13 protein-coding genes and 3 pseudogenes are annotated in these 18,724 nt (G+C 67.5%); 4 read left to right on the top strand and 12 right to left on the bottom strand.

The features are described 5' to 3' along the window. The first annotated feature begins 31 nt into the window (after positions 1-31). The gene (locus ACGFZN_RS31180) at positions 32-403 is read left to right on the top strand and encodes a hypothetical protein (protein WP_393861793.1); all 372 of its coding nucleotides are present in this window, start codon (positions 32-34) and stop codon (positions 401-403) included. Between the two features lie 83 nt (positions 404-486). On the opposite strand, the pseudogene ACGFZN_RS31175 reads toward ACGFZN_RS31180, so the two are convergent. Next, positions 487-1,196, bottom strand: a pseudogene (locus ACGFZN_RS31175) (transposase family protein). An 80-nt stretch (positions 1,197-1,276) separates the two neighbouring features. On the opposite strand from ACGFZN_RS31175, the pseudogene ACGFZN_RS31170 reads away from it, so the two are divergent. Further along, positions 1,277-1,717: pseudogene (locus ACGFZN_RS31170) on the top strand (transposase); the annotation flags it as partial. A 557-nt stretch (positions 1,718-2,274) separates the two neighbouring features. Here the strand turns inward: ACGFZN_RS31170 and ACGFZN_RS31165 are convergent. Together ACGFZN_RS31165 and ACGFZN_RS31160 are read right to left on the bottom strand one after the other, a co-directional pair. After that, complete coding sequence (locus ACGFZN_RS31165) at positions 2,275-3,225, bottom strand: ATP-dependent DNA ligase (protein ID WP_393861929.1); 951 nt, start codon at positions 3,223-3,225, stop codon at positions 2,275-2,277. Beyond that, positions 3,218-3,691, bottom strand: a complete 474-nt coding sequence (locus ACGFZN_RS31160) for a hypothetical protein (protein ID WP_393861792.1) — start codon at positions 3,689-3,691, stop codon at positions 3,218-3,220. Before ACGFZN_RS31160 ends, ACGFZN_RS31165 begins: the two co-directional genes overlap by 8 nt. A 252-nt stretch (positions 3,692-3,943) precedes the next feature. On the opposite strand from ACGFZN_RS31160, the gene ACGFZN_RS31155 reads away from it, so the two are divergent. Beyond that, positions 3,944-4,402, top strand: coding sequence for a hypothetical protein (locus ACGFZN_RS31155; protein ID WP_393861791.1), 459 nt, complete (start codon positions 3,944-3,946; stop codon positions 4,400-4,402). A 395-nt stretch (positions 4,403-4,797) separates the two neighbouring features. Here the strand turns inward: ACGFZN_RS31155 and ACGFZN_RS31150 are convergent, their stop codons facing one another. The 3 genes from ACGFZN_RS31150 to ACGFZN_RS31140 form a co-directional block, all read right to left on the bottom strand. Continuing rightward, positions 4,798-5,439, bottom strand: a complete 642-nt coding sequence (locus ACGFZN_RS31150) for a hypothetical protein (RefSeq protein ID WP_393861790.1) — start codon at positions 5,437-5,439, stop codon at positions 4,798-4,800. Between the two features lie 568 nt (positions 5,440-6,007). After that, positions 6,008-6,364, bottom strand: a complete 357-nt coding sequence (locus ACGFZN_RS31145) for a hypothetical protein (protein WP_393861789.1) — start codon at positions 6,362-6,364, stop codon at positions 6,008-6,010. 49 nt (positions 6,365-6,413) lie between these two features. After that, complete coding sequence (locus tag ACGFZN_RS31140) at positions 6,414-7,043, bottom strand: DUF3887 domain-containing protein (RefSeq protein ID WP_393861788.1); 630 nt, start codon at positions 7,041-7,043, stop codon at positions 6,414-6,416. Positions 7,044-8,645: 1,602 nt separating this feature from the next. Here ACGFZN_RS31140 and ACGFZN_RS31135 point away from each other — a divergent pair. After that, positions 8,646-9,671, top strand: a complete 1,026-nt coding sequence (locus ACGFZN_RS31135; RefSeq protein ID WP_393861787.1) for a DNA-directed RNA polymerase subunit alpha — start codon at positions 8,646-8,648, stop codon at positions 9,669-9,671. A 516-nt stretch (positions 9,672-10,187) separates the two neighbouring features. On the opposite strand, the gene ACGFZN_RS31130 is transcribed toward ACGFZN_RS31135, so the two are convergent. From ACGFZN_RS31130 to ACGFZN_RS31105, 6 genes and pseudogenes are all read right to left on the bottom strand, one after another. After that, on the bottom strand, positions 10,188-10,463 hold the full coding sequence (locus tag ACGFZN_RS31130) for a hypothetical protein (RefSeq protein WP_393861786.1): 276 nt from the start codon (positions 10,461-10,463) through the stop codon (positions 10,188-10,190). An 83-nt stretch (positions 10,464-10,546) separates the two neighbouring features. After that, a complete protein-coding gene (locus ACGFZN_RS31125; protein ID WP_393861785.1) occupies positions 10,547-12,193 on the bottom strand; it encodes a DUF4429 domain-containing protein in 1,647 nt (548 codons plus the stop codon). Then, positions 12,190-13,101, bottom strand: coding sequence for a DUF4231 domain-containing protein (locus tag ACGFZN_RS31120; RefSeq protein ID WP_393861784.1), 912 nt, complete (start codon positions 13,099-13,101; stop codon positions 12,190-12,192). The genes ACGFZN_RS31125 and ACGFZN_RS31120 overlap by 4 nt, the downstream gene beginning before the upstream one ends. A 138-nt stretch (positions 13,102-13,239) precedes the next feature. Beyond that, positions 13,240-13,533: pseudogene (locus ACGFZN_RS31115) on the bottom strand (IS256 family transposase); the annotation flags it as partial. 300 nt (positions 13,534-13,833) lie between these two features. After that, positions 13,834-16,092, bottom strand: coding sequence for a toll/interleukin-1 receptor domain-containing protein (locus tag ACGFZN_RS31110; RefSeq protein ID WP_393861783.1), 2,259 nt, complete (start codon positions 16,090-16,092; stop codon positions 13,834-13,836). Position 16,093: 1 nt separating this feature from the next. Then, positions 16,094-18,265, bottom strand: coding sequence for a hypothetical protein (locus tag ACGFZN_RS31105; RefSeq protein WP_393861782.1), 2,172 nt, complete (start codon positions 18,263-18,265; stop codon positions 16,094-16,096). Positions 18,266-18,724: the final 459 nt, after the last annotated feature.

Below are 18,724 nucleotides of genomic sequence, written 5' to 3'. Positions count from 1 at the left end.
TATTCAGCTGAGGGTCACGAAGGCTTCGTTGATGGGGAATTCACTCAAGGTCGACTACGCCATCACCTCGCCCAGTGGCGCGGCGCTGAGTGTGCCCATCGCGCCGACAGCCCCCACTGCACTCCTCCTTCATGCTGGGAAGATCGTGGGGTATCAGCACACAGGTGCATCGAACACCGTCGACGGAAGGGCTCCTGAGGGGTATCGACTGACCAAGCCCTACACCGGCAAACTACCGGTCAATGTCCTGTGTGCCGGAACCACCTGGGCTCGGATTCGACAGCAGCCGCAGAGCTACACGGCAGTCATCGTGATGTCCAAACAGCCGGAGAGTGGCCCCCAGACAGCCAAAGCACCCTCCTACCACGCTGATCCGCTGTCGGTGTCGCAGATACGGCTGTAGCCGGTGGAAGCTGCGGCTATCGGGGGAGTGTAAATCTAACGGCGGACCCGACGATCTTGGGAGAGACGTTTGACTGAGGTCTTTCAGCGCTGCCGCTCCAGAGTGAGGACGGCCGCGGAGATTGACGACATTCGATTCGGGCTGCACCGGGATCGGCGGAAGATGCGCCAGGACTTCAAGCGCGCGACGCCTCGCTCGACCGGTGCCCGTGCCGCGGACAGCGCGCGGTTGACGGTTTGCTGGGTCGGCGTGAGGTCACGGCCCGGGGGGCGTCTGAGGGGTGTCGTCACCCAGGAGCCGGCCGTTCGCAGATCCGGATGATCCGGTGGGCGCGGGCCGCAGTGAGATCGTGGGCGCGGCCGGGCAGCGTCGGCGAGATCCACAGCAGCCGCCCGGCCGGGTCGGTCACCACCTGCACGTTCACCCCGTGCCGGCGGTGTTTGTGGGAGAAGTCGGCCCGGCTGTCGCCGACCCGGTCGCACTCCGCCAGCGTGCCGTCGAGCAGGACGTATTCCGGTTCCGCCTCGCGCAGGGCGCGCAGCAGGCCGGGGGCGCGGTCGGCGAGCAGGTCGACGACGGCTGTCGTGTAGGCGTGGGCGGTGCCGACGGAGATGCCGAAGCCGGCGGCGAGCTGGGCGAGGGTGTCGTGCCGGCGCAGGTACACCAGGCCGACCAGGGCACGCTGGTGCGGTGGGAGCTTGCAGCGGCGGTCACCCTCGCGGGTGACGATGAGCATGGTTACCCACTCGACCAGGGCGTGGGGTAGGTCGAGTGCGGCAGAATACGGAACCAACGCGGCTCCTGTGCCTGTGGGTTGAGATTTCGAACACCTCCCCCAACGGCACAGGAGCCTCGTGCGTTGCGGGCATCGACTCCGTCCGTTACGCGGCACGCCAGGACTGGGACAAACTCGCCAAGGCCCTCGGGCCCGTCTACACCGCGCCTACGGCCGAGGCGGCCGAGGAACGGTTCTTGGAGTTCACCGAGGTCTGGGCAAAGAAGTACCCGGCAATCGTGAAGCTGTGGTCGGACGCCTGGGCGGAGTTCGTCCCCTTCCTCGCCTACGACGTGGAGATCCGCAAAGTCATCTGCTCGACGAATGCCATCGAGTCGGTCAACGCCCGCATCCGCAAGGCCGTGCGGGCTCGCGGCCACTTCCCGACCGAAGCCGGCGCCCTCAAATGCGTCTACCTCGCGCTGATGAGCCTCGACCCGACCGGCAAGGGACGGCGCAGGTGGACCATGCGCTGGAAGGCGCCGCTGAACGCCTTCCAGATCGCCTTCGACGGCCGACTGAACCCAAGCAACCGCTGACCAGCTCAACAACCAAGATCGCGTTAAGTTGACACTCCCACAACCGGCCCTCCGGGGCCACACACCAACTTACGGAGATCGTGATGGCGGTGTGCCGCAGTTTCGAGATGCACGGGGAGCCGGTGGGCAAGCGGATCGTGGCCGCCGTGGCGCTGGCCGACGACCCGGTCGGGGACGAGGCCAGTGACCAGGTCTGCTGATCACGGCGACGGCGCAGAAGATCCCTGACATGCGATGAGCGGCCCGCCGACGGGGGGACAGCGGGCCGCTCACCAATCGCAATTATGTATTGGTGATCAGGTCGTGGGTGCACTCGACGGAGCTCGGTTAGGCAACGATGTTCTCGGTTGGCTTGTCGCTGGGTGGGCTGCGGCGCGTGGATCCATTCCTGCATCCACGCGACCCGCGTTGAGCCGCCCGTACGCCGCAGGCACCGAGGGGCGTCAGGCCCATCTGCGTCGTCCAGACCCCATGAGGAGAGCGACGCGGCTATGGCTGGAGAGGGGGTTCAATCAGCCAGGTGCGCGTCGGCCGGGGCCGCCTGCCGGTCGTCGCCGTCAGCGCGGCGACGTTAGGAGGGGAACGTCGGCGGGGGAGAGGTCGGGGCGAGCGCGATGCCACGGCGCAGGATGACGCCATCGGCCGGAGGCGTCGCGGGGGACGTCGATGCCGACTTCCACCACCAACTCCGGTTGTACGAGGGTGAGGTCCAGTGTCTCCCGGCTGCTCCAGCCGACGGAGAACGACCGGCCCGTCCATGGATGCTCGCGCCGCGGCGTAGTGAGCAGGCCGGCGTCCGTGATACCCGGCGCCCGGGCCAGGGTGGTGCGGCCGACGTACTGAAGGCGGCCTTCGATGTCGTACCGTCCGAGCAGCAGCGTGCGGGCAGCGGTGAGGGAGCCGGTGACCGCGCCGACGATCGCCTCGGTCGTCTCGCGCACTTTGTACTTCCCCCACGATCGAGCGCCGCCGACGTAGGGCTCACGCAGCCGCTTGAAGCACAGCCCTTCCACCCCGACCGCCGTCCACTCCAGCAACCCTCGCGCCACAGCCGGGTCAGTGGTCGAGGGGCACAGCGTCAACGGCGTCTGCAGGCCGTGGTCCGTGAACAGCGCCTCAAGCGCCGCGCGCCGCCGTTCATACGGCCAGCCGGTCAGGTCCTTGCCCAGGTGCACCAGATCGAAGGCCACATAGTGCGCAGGCCACCGGCGCGCTGCTTCGGCTGCGCCGGACCCGCGACGAGCGAGACGCTGTTGAAGCCGCTCAAACGCCAGCCGGTCCCGCTCCCACACCACCAGCTCGCCGTCCAGCCCGGTGTCCGCCGGCAACTGGGCGAGGGCTGCCGCCCGAATCTCGGGGAACGAGCCGGTCATGTCCGTGCCTTGCCGGGAGCGCAGCAGCACTTGCCCGCCCACGTGCACGGCGAGCTGGACGCGGTAGCCGTCCCACTTCGGGTATGCGCTGTTTAGCTGTCCACGATGAAGTCCAGCGCCATGTTGATCACGGATCGCGAGGGCATTTCACTCGCCGGGAACTGGCGTCGCCCTCTCTTCGCTCCGTGGAGCCGCCAGCTGGGGAGAGCAGGGCAATGTCGTCGCTGGTGTCGGAGCCCATCAGGAGGATGTCGTCCTTGCCGAACGGGTCCTCGTCCTGCCTGTCCGTGGTCGGTGATCGCCTGCCGGATGCAGCGCTGGCATGACCGAGGAAGCCGACCGCTATCACCTGCTGCTGTCCCTCGCCGGCCGGCCGGCGGGCGGCCAGCTCCAGATGTTCGACATGGGGCAGCTCGGGCAGCAGGGCACGCTGGAGCTGCTCGGCGTTGAAGCGGGCGCTCTGGTGCAGCCGCGCGTTGTCGACCCCGTGCTTCTTCGGGCGGGTGGGGCTGGTGCGGTGGTCGGTCAGCTTCTCCAGCGCGCCGCCGTCTCTGGCCTGGCGCCACTCGAGTTGCCTGAAGCAGGCAGGGCTCTCGGGCATACCGGGAGACCGGCACCTGGTCCCAACGGCGCACAGCACACCCCACTAGATCTCCCTGGGGAAGTAACACCACCTCCCCTCCACTGCCCCGGCCGGACGACTCCCCGGTCCGGGGCGCAGCCGGGTGGGGCGGCTGCCCGTAGGGTGCGGGCATGACCGAACCCGCCCCGCTCACCAGCCGACAGGCAGGCGGGCTCATCACCGCGCTCCGTCACGGCCGGGGCCTGGACGATGCGGCCGCGGGTCTGGGTGTTGACCTGCGCGCGGTGTGGGCCAGGGGTACGCACGGACACCCGACTGGCCATCGCGCTGGCCGGCCGGGATCCGGACGCCCTCGACGAACGCGGCCGCGCCCTGCGCGCTGAGTATCTCCGCCTCCTGGCCCTCGGTGTCTCCCCGAGCCGGGCCGGGCTGATCCTGAGTATCAGCGGCGCGGGCGGGTGGCGCGGGGACGACCCCGCGTTCGCCGCCGCCTGCGAGGCCGTCAGCTCCCTGGCGGCCCCCTACGACCGCAGTCGGCTCATCCGGCTGACTCCGCAGCGTGTGGCCTGGTTCCTGGAGGAGCTGGGCAAGCCGGGCACCACCGTGATCGCGGCCGCCGCCGCGATCGGTGTGAGCAGTGCGGCGATTTACCAGCGGCGCGTCCGTGACCGCGCATTCGCCCAGGCCATGGACGCCGTGCGGAAAGCCGCCCGGAAGGCCGGCCAGTAACCCGGCGAGGATCCCTCGACGAAGCGCTCGCTGAGCACCGCACCGGCTGGCCCGGGCCTGGGGTGAGGTGACGTGATGCGGCCAGAGCTGCGAATTCGCGTCGCGTCACCTGACCGCCACCATCTCGGCCATCCACGGGCCGATCAGCTCGGCGCCGTCCTCCAACAGGCCGAGCAAGCCGGCACAGACACCAGCGCCGACGAGCATCTCCCGCACGGTGGAGTGCCCCGGGCAGAACGGGTGCGCACCATGCATTTCGCCGGGCCCGGCAACCCGTCGCGGACCGGTCCCGGCCCGGTGATCGCAGGGGTGAGGGGCGGCTCCGCGTGTCCAGGCCGGTCAGACAGCGCATGGTGCACTGTCTGACCACCGATGTCCGCTGGGCGCGTACGTGCTCAGCAGATGGTGACGGACACCCCGCACAGGCCGCGTGCGTGCGCCGCGGCATGCCGCCACATCCGCAGCGGACCGTCCAGGACGCTCTCCTCTTCGTCGCCGTAGCCCAGCCAGTCCTGGTCCTCCGCCTTCGCGCGTTCTTCCGCCGTGAAGTCCAGTGCCTGCTCGATCGCAGGAAGCCTCTGGCGCACCTGGGCGGAGGTGAGGAGCAAGTTCCCGCACCAGCCCGGCAGGAGGACGGCCCGGTCGGGCCCGATGGCGTGGAGAAAAGATCTCAGCGCGTACTCCTTGCTCTGCACCGAAACGAAGATGTCCTCCGCGTCGGCGACCAGGTCCCACACGTCAGTGAGCAGGCAGAAGTCGTCGGGCGGCAGGCCGTCGTACATCTTCTGCACGTGCTTGCCGGAAGCAGTCAGCTCCAGGAAGGCCTCCAGCGCGTCCGCCTCCTTTGGGCAGGACTGACCGAAGGGGTCCCACCAGGTGCGGAAGTCCGGCAGAGGTTCCCGGCGCCAGCGCTCCCAGCGTTCTCGTGCGAACGGCTCGTCGCGCTCCGCAGCAATCAGTGGGAGCAGCCGCGGCGCCAGAGCTCTGATGAAGTCGTCGTCGTGGGCGCTGATGGACCAGGCCGAGGTGAAACCCATGGAAGCAACCGTAGGAGGTGCCACTGACAACCCGGCCCGGGCCGGGCAGGACCGGCCGAACCTGCACAGGGAATCGGCCTACGACGCCGCGGTGTTCGCTCCAGCAGCGCCGACACGGCACGTCCTCCGGCGCCCCGCGCCAAGGTGGCCCGCGGTGCGCCGTGTGCGTAGTTGCCCCGTCGTCCCCGCCGACGCGACTGCTGCCCACTTCAGGTGCGTGGTGAAGCCAACGACACGCGTCGGCACACCCGGGCTGCAGTTACAGGCTGACCGGGTCCGCTCGTATGCTGCCGCCACCCGACAGGTGGCTCTCTGTAGCAATCATTCGGCGCATCCGCGGCTGGGGGGCCGGTTGGCCGTCGCGTCAGCTGTCAGCTGGCTTGCTGCCGGCACGTGAGGTAGAGCGGCAGGAAGACGATCCACAGGCACAGGCAGCCAAGGGCCCAGGTGGCGGGCTTGCTCAGCTCTATCGATCCCGCCGAGAAGTAGATGGATGTTCCGCGCCTGGCGTGGGCCGACGCGTCCTGGTAGACCCAGCCCACGCTCCCGAGCAGGACTGCAAGGGGAATCAGTGTGCTGACGTACGACCCCATCGTCCCTGCCCGTGTTCGGTGAGGATGCGGGCTACGGCAGCCGCGTCGTCCGGTGTGATGGTGGGGCGGACCCTGCGGCCGACGTCGAGCACGAAGGCCGTGTCCTTCTTGGGCCGGTGCGGATCGAGGTTCCACCAGTGGACGAAGTCACCTGAGCCCCAGATGCGCCACCGGCGCACCTGGTTGGCGCCGGTCAGCGCGAGCGTCTCGATGCCCGTGATCGAGGCGTACGGGATCGTCTTGGCGCCCCACGGATAGTAGCGGCGGATGGTGATCCCATGGTCGTCGCAGCGGATCGTGCCGTCGTCGTAGTCGGCTGTGGCCATGCTCATTTGCCTTTCCTGACGTTCCGCCCTGTGGGCCGGGGAGCGGTGCGGGGTGTCACGGGGTCTCGGGTGCGACGATGAAGATGCCGGCGACCTTCTCCTCAGCGTCGAAGGCGACGCGGGCCTTCATCTCGCCGGCCTCATAGCGCAGCGGGATGTCGACGACCGTGTGGTCGCCGATGCGGCGAACGAACGGCTCGCCCTCGCCGAAGCCCTCGAAGGCGCCGACGAGGCCGGTGACCGTGGCCAGTCCGTTGAGGCGGACCTCGTCGGTGAAGGCCGCCAGCACTTCGGCGTTGAACGACTGACGCGCTTCGTCCATGCGGCCGTCGAGGACGGCGGTGGCGATCTCAATGGCGCGGGCGGCGGCGTCGGTCATGCGCACGGTCTTGTCCATGGGTTTTCCCGTTCTCGGGTCGATGGGCTTGCCGAACCGCTGGAATGCGGCCTGGCGGGTGACTCCGAGCAGTTCCCCGATCTCCTGCCAGGTGTGTCCGGCGTCCCGGGACTGCTGCACGCACAGCTTCAGCACCTGATCTGCCAAGCCGTCGACATCCTGGGCGAGCCGGACCAGGTCGAGATAGGCCGGCTGAGCCACTGGGCTGCCGAGCGACTCGGCCAGGGCTGAGGCCTGCTCGGCAAGGCGGCCGGCCAGGCCGGCGAGAGACATCGGTGAATCAATCACGTGTCAAGAATGCCTTTACGCGCGCCACTGCGTCAAGGGAGCCTTTACACTTCCGCCATCCCCGCTCGCACATCACCGCCCGGCCCCGCGCGTCACAGCCGCGCCACCCGCAAAGCACGATCACGTCAATGCTCTTGCCCGCGCATGAGCAACGGCCAGAGTCGCACCCGGAGTCACTCTCACAAATGATCCTTTGTCAGAGCAAGATCGGCAGATGCACGCATCCCGGCTCCTGTCCCGATGTCTGGCCCGCCTGCCCGAGGGACTGCTCACCACCCGGCTGACATCTGTCTACCGCCCCTGGGCACCGCCGCGCACGTCATCCGCTGCACCCGCCGGACCTGCGGGAAGCCGGTCGCCGGTCAGCCGTTACTGAGGTTTTCGGGTTGTCGTCGGATGGTGACGGTTCATGATCCCTGCGGTATGCCGGTGGTGTGCGTTATCCGGAGGGTGGGGGCCTGACCGCCATGCGGGCTTCAGCGGCGGCTGTCGCCAGGTGGTTGAGGGCCTGGCCGAGGACGGTGACGACCTGGTCGATGGAGGAAACGAGCACAGGGCCACAAACACATACCCGCCGTCATTGCCCGCGCCCGTCGACGGGTCGATGTCCTGTGCACCCTGCTCCGCGACAACCGGCCCTTCACAATCCCACCACCGGCGAGGGCGATCGCCTCCACGGGAGGCTGAGCCCGCCAGCTGCGCCTTCACTCGCGCGTTGAGGGTCATGAACGCGCGCCGCTCGATGAAGTGTTTGCAGGTCGGTTCGGGCTGCCCGTCCACGAGGTCCGCTCCGCACATGTGACTGAGTCATTAGGTCTCCGCCGACCGCGTGACCCCTTGACTGTCCGTCGCCTGCAGGGAAAGCGCCTGCCACAGGATGTATGGTCACGCGGGTGAACACAGCTCACTGGTTGTCCCAAGGCGGTTCATGGCTCGCCGCTTGGGCAGGGACCTCGTTGGCGCTCTGGCTGGTGGGAAAGATGATCGGTGATCCTATGAGCTGGATGACATCCTCGATCTTCGCCTTGGTCGCGCTGGCGTCCAACGCGGGCTCCCAACGGTGGCATCGAAACCGTCGATCGAGGAAGCTGGCCCGGGCCGGATCAGCACCCCTCGACGCGTAACCGTGCCCGTAGCGTGCTCGATCGGAAGGCATGCCAGGGGTAACCATGGGGAAGAGCGGTGAGCCGCCTGCAAACGTGCAGGTCACCATCCTGCCAAGTGAGCCGTCAGACGCATACGCGATCTTCCGAACTGGCTACGCGATCGGTCAACCGCGCCTCCGGCCGCGCTGTACCCTCCGGTTCTTCGACGGACTGCTTGAAGCACGCGGGGATGGTCGCTGTCCGCGGCCCTCGTTCCTGGTCTGCTACGAGTGCTCCCCGCACCCGCGGGGATGGTCCCTGTCCCAACGGCAGGACCGTGGTGCCCTCCCAGTGCTCCCCGCACTCGCGGGGATGGTCCGTTACCTTTTTTGTCTACCGACCGGCTGGCAGGCGGGCGAGGTCCGGCGGTTCGGTTTCCCAGGAGGTAGCAAGGTCCGTACCCTCGGGGTGTCTACGGCGTCAGATAGCGGGCGCCAAACACTGGAGGCAATACCTAGTGCTGATTGCTCAGCGTCCTTCGTTGACCGAAGAGGTCGTCGACGAGTTCCGCTCCCGGTTCGTGATCGAGCCGCTGGAGCCGGGCTTCGGCTACACCCTCGGCAACTCCCTGCGCCGCACCCTCCTGTCGTCGATCCCGGGTGCCGCGGTCACCTCGATCCGGATCGACGGTGTCCTGCACGAGTTCACCACCGTGCCGGGCGTCAAGGAGGACGTCACCGACCTGATCCTCAACATCAAGCAGCTGGTCGTCTCCTCGGAGCACGACGAGCCGGTCGTGATGTACCTGCGCAAGCAGGGCCCGGGTCTGGTCACCGCCGCCGACATCGCGCCCCCGGCCGGTGTCGAGGTGCACAACCTCGACCTCGTCCTCGCCACGCTCAACGGCAAGGGCAAGCTGGAGATGGAGCTGACGGTCGAGCGCGGCCGCGGTTACGTCTCCGCCGTGCAGAACAAGCAGGTGGGCCAGGAGATCGGCCGTATCCCGGTCGACTCCATCTACTCGCCGGTGCTGAAGGTCACGTACAAGGTCGAGGCCACGCGTGTCGAGCAGCGCACCGACTTCGACAAGCTGATCGTCGACGTCGAGACCAAGCAGGCCATGCGTCCCCGTGACGCCATGGCCTCCGCCGGCAAGACCCTGGTCGAGCTGTTCGGTCTGGCGCGCGAGCTGAACATTGAGGCCGAGGGCATCGACATGGGCCCGTCCCCGACAGACTCTGCGTTGGCGGCCGACCTGGCGCTGCCGATCGAGGAGCTGGAGCTCACGGTCCGCTCGTACAACTGCCTCAAGCGTGAGGGCGTTCACTCGGTGGGTGAGCTCGTGGGTCGCTCGGAGGCCGACCTGCTGGACATCCGCAACTTCGGTGCGAAATCGATTGACGAGGTCAAGGCGAAGCTGGCCGGCCTGGGCCTGGCCTTGAAGGACAGCCCGCCCGGATTCGACCCCACGGCCGCTGCCGCGGGCGCCTTCGGCGCGGACGATGACGCGGACGCGGGTTTCATCGAGACTGAGCAGTACTGAACGCTGTGCCTGCTTGCTGGGAGCCAGGAAGGCGGAGGAGCCGGCGATGTATACCGGCCGTTGGTGGCGATGCAGACGCCGAAGCCTTTTGAGCCTTGTCAAGAGGGCGAGGGCAGTCGGCACCTCTGCATTTCCTTTCCTTCGGTCCCCTGGGTGGGGTCGAGGACGCCGCCGTGCCCTGCGGTCGAGCGGCCTCTGGCGTTTCCGGTGGCATCCCCTGCTCCCGACGGGATGAGCGTGGGCCGCCAGCCCCGCGTCTTCACACATCGCAACGGGGCCACGGGCGGGTCCTTCAGGGGTGAGGGTCGATTGGGCCACGTCACCTTTGCGATACCCAGCCCTGGATTTCCTCGGCGACCAGCCGTACGTCCAGTCCGTCGTGATCCACACGCCGGAGGAAGGCAGTGTTCCTCCCGACGTCGGAACCGCCTGGATCACCTCGTCCGGGAACTGCTACGCCGCCTCATCGGACAGTTCGTTCATCCAGGCGAAGGCGCTGCTGTGCACGAGCACTCCTCACGAGCCCTGTGGCGTGTCGCTCGAAGCTGACTCCTGGGAGTCGCTGGGGAGGCCCGGTTCGGCCAGCAGGTCGTCCCACTCGAAGTGCTGGGAGTTCCACAGGATGGTCACACCGTGCTCCTCGCAGTAGGCACCGGTGGAGTCCTCGACCGGGAACCCGTGGTCCCCGTGGATGCACTTGGTCATCGTTGCAGCCCGGATCGACGGCCCGTCCGGCCTGCCGTACTCCAGCTCCTTGAAGCCGCCGGCAAAGGGGGACCTGTCGAAGACCACGGGGCTGAGCCCAGAGCACCCTCCGAGGGGCCACAGACCCAGATCTCAATCGCGGTCTCAGTTGAGGTGGATCACACGGCGGTCTACAAATCAGCCTCGGCAATTGCGGTCTTGATCGCTGCCACAAGGACAACCCAATGTTCGCGAGGAGGAAGGCAGACCATGCTGTCGATGTCTTCCTTCAGGTCCGGGAGGGAAGAGAAAGAGCGGCCACGACGAAGGATCCTAAAGGTGCCCTTGAACCAGCGGTGCTGGTACAGCACCTCGGCGATTTCGGCAAGCGGGATCGTGTTGCTCTTGCCCTTCTTCGCCGGAGGAGCGGCGATGTTGAAGGAGAGCCTGACGTTGTCCCCATCAAACGCCGCCCAGCCATGGCTTCCTTCGGCGACGTACGGCTTCGAACCTGAGTGGACAAACGTGTGGGTGCGGGCGCTTGACTCTACGATGCGCCCGCCGATTTGTTCGGACACAGCCGCAGCCTGTTTCAGGGCGTCCGGCCTGATCAGCAGGCTGTTCAGGTCATCCCAGGTAGGAACGTGATCTACCAAAGACTTGAGAAGGTCAGCGCCCTCTCGCACCGTGAGACGCAGCGATTGTTGTCCGACGGGAGACGTGTGATCCAGCTGAACTCCTGTCAGGGAGGAATACGGGTAGCTGCGACTACCCAGAACTGCTTTGAGGTTTCCTTCTTCCTGCCTGCTGTACGCGATCTCCACGTGGTCTTCGTAGGCGGTGACCTTGCCGTCGAAGCCCCGTACCGTGGCAGGTCTGTGAGTGGCAGCGCCGTTTGGTGGGTTCTGCGTTCGGACCCCGAGGGGTACCTGGGAACCGTCGGCAATTTCCTTACGGCATGGCCAGGTGCTGCCGGAAGGCCTTGTCAGTCCATCTGCGAGCTCTGATCGCCAACGGTCGATGACCCGCTTGCGTAGCGACGTTTCCAGAGTCGGCGTACGGGATGACCAGCCAGTGTTGTAAACGAGGGGTTCCAGGCTCGGTGTTCCGTCCGTGTCGAAGCGGACCGCCGCCCTGATAGTCCTGCCGTCGTACAGCGACAGCATAGTGGGCCATTCCGGCAGCTCGCTGTGATGGAAATAGCCTCGCGCACGTGCCCGCTGTCGGAATCTCTCATAGTGGTGGCCGTCCCCGCACACGATGATCAAAAGCCGCTCCAGCGGCAGGTCCGCCTGCACGTGCTCGTACTCCCAGTCCAGCCCGCCGGAGTCGCCGGTGCTGATGACCACGAGCGACGCCTTGTGGATGAGTTCACTGGCGACCTTCTTCCACCCACTGCCACGCTCACGGTAGTAGATGCGCTTCGCTCCGAGTTGCGGCAGCGCGTCTGCGGGGTCCCCGATCGCGACCACAGGCGCGACCTCGGACAGTGCCCGGACCAGGAGTTCTTCCTCGCTGAGCTTCGGAGTGTTGAGAACAGTCAACTGACCGTGCGGCAGCATGCCACGCGTGCGACTATCCACCTCGAAACCGCGCAGGTAGAGGATAAACGGCACCTCGGTAACCACCAGGCCGGCAGACTCAGCCAGCTCCGTCATTTCCTGAGCTGTCCTGAGCCGCCACCGTCGGCCGTGTTGATGTAGACGGAACCCCACACCCACCAGCGCCATACATGGATACGTCATCCAAGCATGGTCGTGGGAGAACCCGTAGACGATGCCCAGCGACGACATCAGCATCACGGTCCGCCCCGTGGCGACGAGCACTCTTGCTCTCATCGGGCATCCTCCGAGCGGGACACCTCTCCCTCAGCCTCCTCGGACCACTTCGCCATCCAGCCTTCGTTCTGCACGGAGATGACGTGCTCGCACTGGGTCACGAATGCATCGTCGCTCTCCGGCGTGCGCTCACGCATAGCTGCCCATTGAGCATGCAGAAACTCCAATTCCGCGGCCGTGCGGGAGAACTCGAGCTGCTGGTAGTCATACCGTGAGGCTGCCGCATGCGTCACCACAGCAGCGCTCACGGTGACGGTGACGGCCACCCACCTTTCCGTGCCTGTCATTCCCAGCGAAGCCGAGGCCGCGCCAAGGATGACCCCCGCTGCGCCCAATGCCAGCTCGACACCGCGCACCATGGCGTTGCGCCGTCTCATCTCTTCGGCCCTGGGCCGGTAGTACCGGTCGATCTGGTTCCGCAAACGGAACTCGCTGTACGACGCCGTGTCGGTCACCTGCGGAATTGCACGGTCGACGGGAACGATGCCCACTGTGTAGCGAATCAGGTCGTCCGCGCTGCCTGTGATCTGCCGGACTTGCTCCAACAGCAGACGGCCCGCATCCCCCGCGCGGTAGGCTCCCACCCCCGCGAGGACCCGGTACACCTCACTCTTCAAGGCTTCGCTGACCGAGCGTAGCCGTACCCAGTCACGCGTGAGGCCGGGACCAGCCCGTAACCTCGCCACCGGCGCCAAGCCGGCCGCCACAGCACAGGAGAAGGTCAGCCCTCTGGCGGAGCTCCCAGCCACTTGGGACGCCGCTGTCGCACAGACAGCGGCCACGATGCCTGACAGCAAGGACATCGTGCGTGCGCGGAAGATGCTGCGTTTCATCCGATTGGCGGCCTGAGACCACACACTCTGTTGCCTCCAGACCGCTGACACCACCGACTCGTCGTCTTCCACCACTTCCTGATTGTGCCGGATCTCCGCCCGAAGGGACCAGTCGTGCAGGGCATCCGGCGGGACGCGGTCTGCATCGCCTACAGGGCCGAGACGGACACGAGGTGGAATAATTGCCAAGGCCTGCAGATCAGTTGAGGTGGCTCACGCTGCCGAGGCGCCTTCGGGGCGCTCGGCGAGGTGACCGTTTTCGAGGCGTGCGCCGTTGCGGACGAGGGCGACGAAATGCGGTGCGGTGATCGCGCGCCCCCGTTCCTGGGCGGACTCCACGAGTTTGAAGACCATCGCAAGGGCGGCGGTGGGACTACCGGCGCCGCGGGTGCCCTTGGTCCGGAGTTTGACGATGGAGAAGGTTGACTCGATCGGGTTCGTGGTGCGCAGGTGAACCAAGTGCTGAGCGGGGAAGTCGTAGAACGCCAGCAGTTCGTCGGCATCGTCGGCCGGGGATCTGGTGACCGCTCAGCCGGTTGAGCGTCGGCCGTCGCCTCCACGCCGTGCCGCCGTCCGCCGTCAGTGCGGGGCAACGTTATGCGTGGGATGTTGGCGGGGGAGAGGTCGGGTTCGGTGCGGTGCCAGCGGGCGGGGTGGCGCCGCCGCTCGGAGGTGTCACCGGCGACATCGACGCCGACCCTCACCACCTGCTCGGGACCACGATGCGCGCCTCCTGTCCTGGCTGCGCCATTTCGCTCGAGGAGCGGCCGATGTTGGAGTTACCGAAGCCATCCGCAGGCTGGCTGATTACTTTGTCGGGTTCGGTGCGGTTTTGTCGGTCACCCAGTGGGCGAGACCAATGGTCACAGAGCGCTCGACCATGCCGTGGGCCCGGCGGGCCATCGCGGCGTTGCTGAGGCATGAAGGGCACAGCGCGAGCCGTTCCACCATGCCCTCGCGCGTGGCCACGTAGAGCTGCGCCGGGCTGCCCGAATGCAGGGCGGGAGCGACCAGCATGCCACTGACCGGCCCCTGGAGGTCGGTGACGACCTCGCGCGGCGTCAGGTTCTGCGGATGCAGGGTCAAGGTGCCGTCGGAGTAGCCGATCACGAACTCGGCACCCGTCGGATCGTAGGCCGCCGCGCGGGCAAGCACCGAGTCGGGCATCGCGTCGATCACCGGGTTCCACTGCGTGTGTCCGCCGTGGGGGACCATCTCCTGCGTACAGCCGATGCTGCCGGCGCCGTCTCCCACGGGCAGCAGGGCGCGGCCGTCCGGCGTCATGGCGATGCGGTCGACGATCGGACCGCACTTCAGGGTGTGGAGCAATTGGGCACGGTTCTGGTCGTCGTACGTGTAGATGTCGCCGCTGTACCCGCCGACCAGAACCCGGCCCGTGGCTGGCACCACGGTGACCGAAGCAGCTTCGTGCTCGGGCACGGCCAGGACGCGGGTCACCTGGGCCGAAGCTGTCGACACCACTTCCACATCGCCGAGCAGGCACGGTACGTAGGCGGTGGTTGCGTCCGCGTTGAGCGCTGCCTCCCCGGCGGTGCAGGGTACTTTCAATGTTCGTATGCGGCCGGTAGTCAGGTCCACCACCCGCAGGTCGCCCCCGTTTCCGGTCAGGACCGCGACGCGGCCGTGAGCGTCGGCCGCGGCGAACAGGATTGTGCCGCCCAGGCGCAGAGTCCGTACGACCGCGCCGTCCGCGAGCCGGGTAAGGCTGAGCGTGCCGCTGCGGTCGGTCAGCCAGGCGAAATCCGGGTTCGCAGCAGGAAGCAGCGCCTGGTATGACGTCCCTGGATGGTTCACCAGCAGGGTGCCGTGCCGCACCAGCCAGGACACGACGTGCGTGCCCGCAGTCCCCCACAGCCGGCTGCCGTCCACGGACCAGGCCACGTCCCCGACCGCCTCGACGCTGGTCAGCCGGGTGCGCACGGTGCCGCGATCCACGTCGATGATGTCGACGCCCGTTGCTCCGGCGACCGCGAGCCACCGCTGATCAGGGGACAGGCGGTAGGCCGTCGGGCGTTCCGTGGCCGTCAGGATCCGAAGGAGGCGGCCGTGTCGGCGGACGGTGAGCTGGGCCGGGCTGGGGCCTGCGGTCACGGACAGGATGCCGTCGTCGGGGTGCGTCGCGGGGCCGGGTTGGTCCAGTCGGCGAGCGGTGCGGACCGATCGTTGCGTCGACTGCCGAGCCCAGCTGGTGCCGTCCGCGGCCGTCACGACGACCGTCCCCGTAACGGGTGAGCGGCGGAAGCGCAGCGAGTGCGCCGGCACACTGAACGCGTCGTCGGGCACCGGGTGTTCCAGTGCCGCCTCGATGGCGAACGCGCGGACGGCTGCCTCGTCCTCCCCCAGTGTGGCGGCGGTCACCAATGCGTTGTAGGGGTCGGTCGCAGCGCTTCGGATCCGCCAGCTGGACGCCTGGTAGTTGGCGGCCTCTTCAGCGTTGGACCGGGCCCAGTTCGACTGAATGGTCGAGGTCACAAGGTAGGACACGAGCGCGATCACCGCGATGAACACGCTGCCCGCCGAGATGAACCGCTTACGGACGGTCCTGCGTCGGCTGGCCGCCAGGTAGGCCACGGCCTCGGGCCGGCCCACCGGCCCGACCGGAAGCCGGCGGCGCATGAGCCGCTGCTCCCGAGCTCCGGCGAGCGCCTGCCGCGGACGGCCTGCTCTGTCCCAGTTGCGGGAGCGCACGCGCAGTTCCGTACACCACTCCTCTTCCCGCCGGGTCTGCCCGTAGACGTCCGCGAGGCGGGGCGCCAGACTGGGAAGGTCGGCACCGACCTCGATCTCCAGGATTTGCTTCCCCTGGTTCTCCGCAACGGAGCGTTCCCAGGCGCATGCGCCGGAGGCTCGAGAGAAGTCGGAGGCGCACACGAGGAACAGCTCCGCTGCGTCGATGCCCTCCTCCGCCTCACGACGCCAGGGGGCGGACGCCAGCATGTCGCTGCGGTCGATCCAGACCGGCACCCCACGGTCGGTGAGGAGGGCAACGAGCTCGTCAACCCAGGTCTCGTCGCGGCGGCTGTAGGAGATGAAGAGGTGCGCCACGTCATCTCTCCAGAGCCGGAGGAATGGGGCGGCACAACTGTGCGTGTAGCGTGCGCCGCGTCGCGGCATCAATGCTGTGCAGTTGGGCGGGCGTGTTCCAGCACCCCTTCATCCGGCTGGCCAGACGGTTGATCATGCCCTGGTCGGTGGAACAGCCGGGGCAGCCGCTGACGCGCCACGCGTGGCCGTCCGCCGCCTGCACCACCGGGTCCGCGTCCTGCCAGCCGAGAGCCCGCACGGGGCTTGAGTTGGGAACCTTCCATTTCACCAGTTGCAGTGCGATGGGGGTCTGCGTCGTGACCACCGCGATGTCTCCCGCCACCGAGCCGATCACGGTCTGTCGGCCGTCCGGGGAGACCGCGACCGCGGAGACGTCGCCCCCGAACAGGGCCATCCAGCCGCTCTGGTACAACTTGCCGCCGTGGTGGTACCGGATCCGTGTCCGGTGGCCCCTGGACTCCACGAGGACGCCGGCGGCCTCGGCCTTCGCGGCGGACGAGAGTGGGACGCGGACCGGGCCGGCGATCGGACCGTTCGGGACCTGCCACACGGCGTTAGCCTTCAATCCGAGGCAGTTGGCCGTATTCCCGTCGCTGCTGACCTGCAAATTCGTCACCTGCGGGACGTCGCGGCAGATGATTCCCAGGTCGCTGTGCGTAGGCAGGTGAAATACCCGCATCGGCTGATCCTGCCCACCGATCGCCACGCGTTCGCCCGGCAGCACAACGGTGAGATAGGTGCGGTCCGACACGGCCACGCCGGTCGGTTGGGGGGCGTGTCCCGGCATCAGGCGCCACAGTTGCCGGTCGGCTCCGGTCACCACGCCGTAGACCGCGTCCGGGGCGACCCCGCCTGTGGGCACGAGAGGGTCGGTGATCGTGCCCTGCGCAAGCACCCGGCCGTGGACTGCGTCCACCAGCGCGTAGACATTCCGCCGACGCCGCACCAGGGCTGTGGCGCCACCGCCCGCGGCAGGTTTCAGGGACAGAACCTCGCCGAACGCACCGAGCCGGTGCACGGTGCCGTCTCGCAGCGACACCGTCTCCAAGACGCCGGCGTCGTTCGCGACGGCGACCCGGCCGTCCCGCAACAGGCTCACCACCACCGACTCGCGGGCAAGTCGCACAGAAAGAGTCCGTACGCGCCTGGCCGCCGTGTCCATCACCGCGAGTCCGGCGGGTCCGACGGCAACCACCGTACGGCCGTCGGGACTTGTGTCCATGCCCGTCAACTCGCCGACCCCTTCGATCACCACGTGGTACATCAGTGCGCCCGACCGCACGTCATACACGCCGAGATGGGGTACGCCGTTGTGGGTACGCAGCCGCACCACGGACCGGCCGCCACGGCCGAGCGGCTGTATGCCTTCCAGCGAATACCCGACACCGGGGTCAAAGGTGCCCTGGGACCACGGCACAGACAATGTGTCGCCGAGTGCGAGCCGGGCGAGCTTCTTCTGGCCCGAATCGCCGTTCAGCAGCATCGCGCCGGCCAGCAGCGACGACCACTCCGGCTCCTGCTGCTCCATCCTGCGGTCCCCGGTGGTGGCCACGGCGTCGAAGTTGATCTGCTTGGCCTTGACGATCAGCGGGACCGCTGCAGCGATGGCCAGGGCCACCAGGGACGCCACGGCTACCGCTCCCCAGCCGCGGATCAACGTCCACCGGCGCGAACGGCCAGCCTGGGCCCGGGAGAGGCGGACGTAGCGGGCGACCGTTTCGTTGCCCGGTACGTTCTCGTCGATCGCGAGCTCAGCCAGAAACCGCTCAGCGTCCCGTGCCCTGCGGGGGTCGCCCATCAGATGCTCGACGTGGTATCCCGTGCGTGCCCAGACATCGGCCTGCGCGCGTAAGTCCCGCAGCCGCCACAGCTTTTCCGGTTCGGTCGCCACTGCAGCGAGGATCTTGCCGAACGTGGTAACCGGGGCGTCATGCTTCCATGGGATCCAGTTGAGCGAGGTGAGTTCCGGCACCTTGGAGCTGCTTACCTTGTCCACCCGGACCGGGACCAGGCGCACGAAGCGGTGATCGGTCAACCTCGCTCGCCACGCAGGGTTCTCCGCAGATGCCTGTGAAATGACTACCACGGCCACCTCACCTGTGTCGGTGACCTCTATCCCGTTGTCGTGTAGAAACCGCCGCACCGCCCGCACATAGGCCGCGTCCTCGTCCACGGCGACCAGGCTGGCTGTGGGCGCGGACTCGCTGTCCTGCACCTCTTCCCCCCTCACACCCCGGAGCATCGACGGCCACAACATCCCGTTCAGCCCGGTTGGAGGACTATTACAGCTCTCCGTCCCTCTTCGCGCCACCAGTTGGCCACAACTAGGCTGTACGCGTGCGCCGTTGACGGGCAATCCGTGCGTTTTCCGGCGGCCCGACACTTTCCGACAGCACACTCACGGCATGACCCAGACAACGCATCCCGACCGAGCGAAATCGTGGACGGATCGGACACGGCTGCGGCGAGTCGCGCCAGCGCACCGCCCCCCTCCCACCGCTCCTCGGTGAGGACACTTCTTCGTCCCAAAGCAACTTACTGATCGTTTCAGAATGCGGTGCGGAGCCGCCTCAAACAGATGAGAGCGCACGCGAGTTGGAGGAGTCCCTGGTGGAGGTCGGCGCGTATCTCG

Origin of the sequence: Streptomyces sp. NPDC048192 (assembly GCF_043202415.1) — a bacterium.
Classification (GTDB): Bacteria; Actinomycetota; Actinomycetes; order Streptomycetales; family Streptomycetaceae; genus Streptomyces.
The sequence above is the reverse complement of the archived record's forward strand: the minus strand, read 5'-3'. Positions and strand labels throughout refer to the sequence as shown.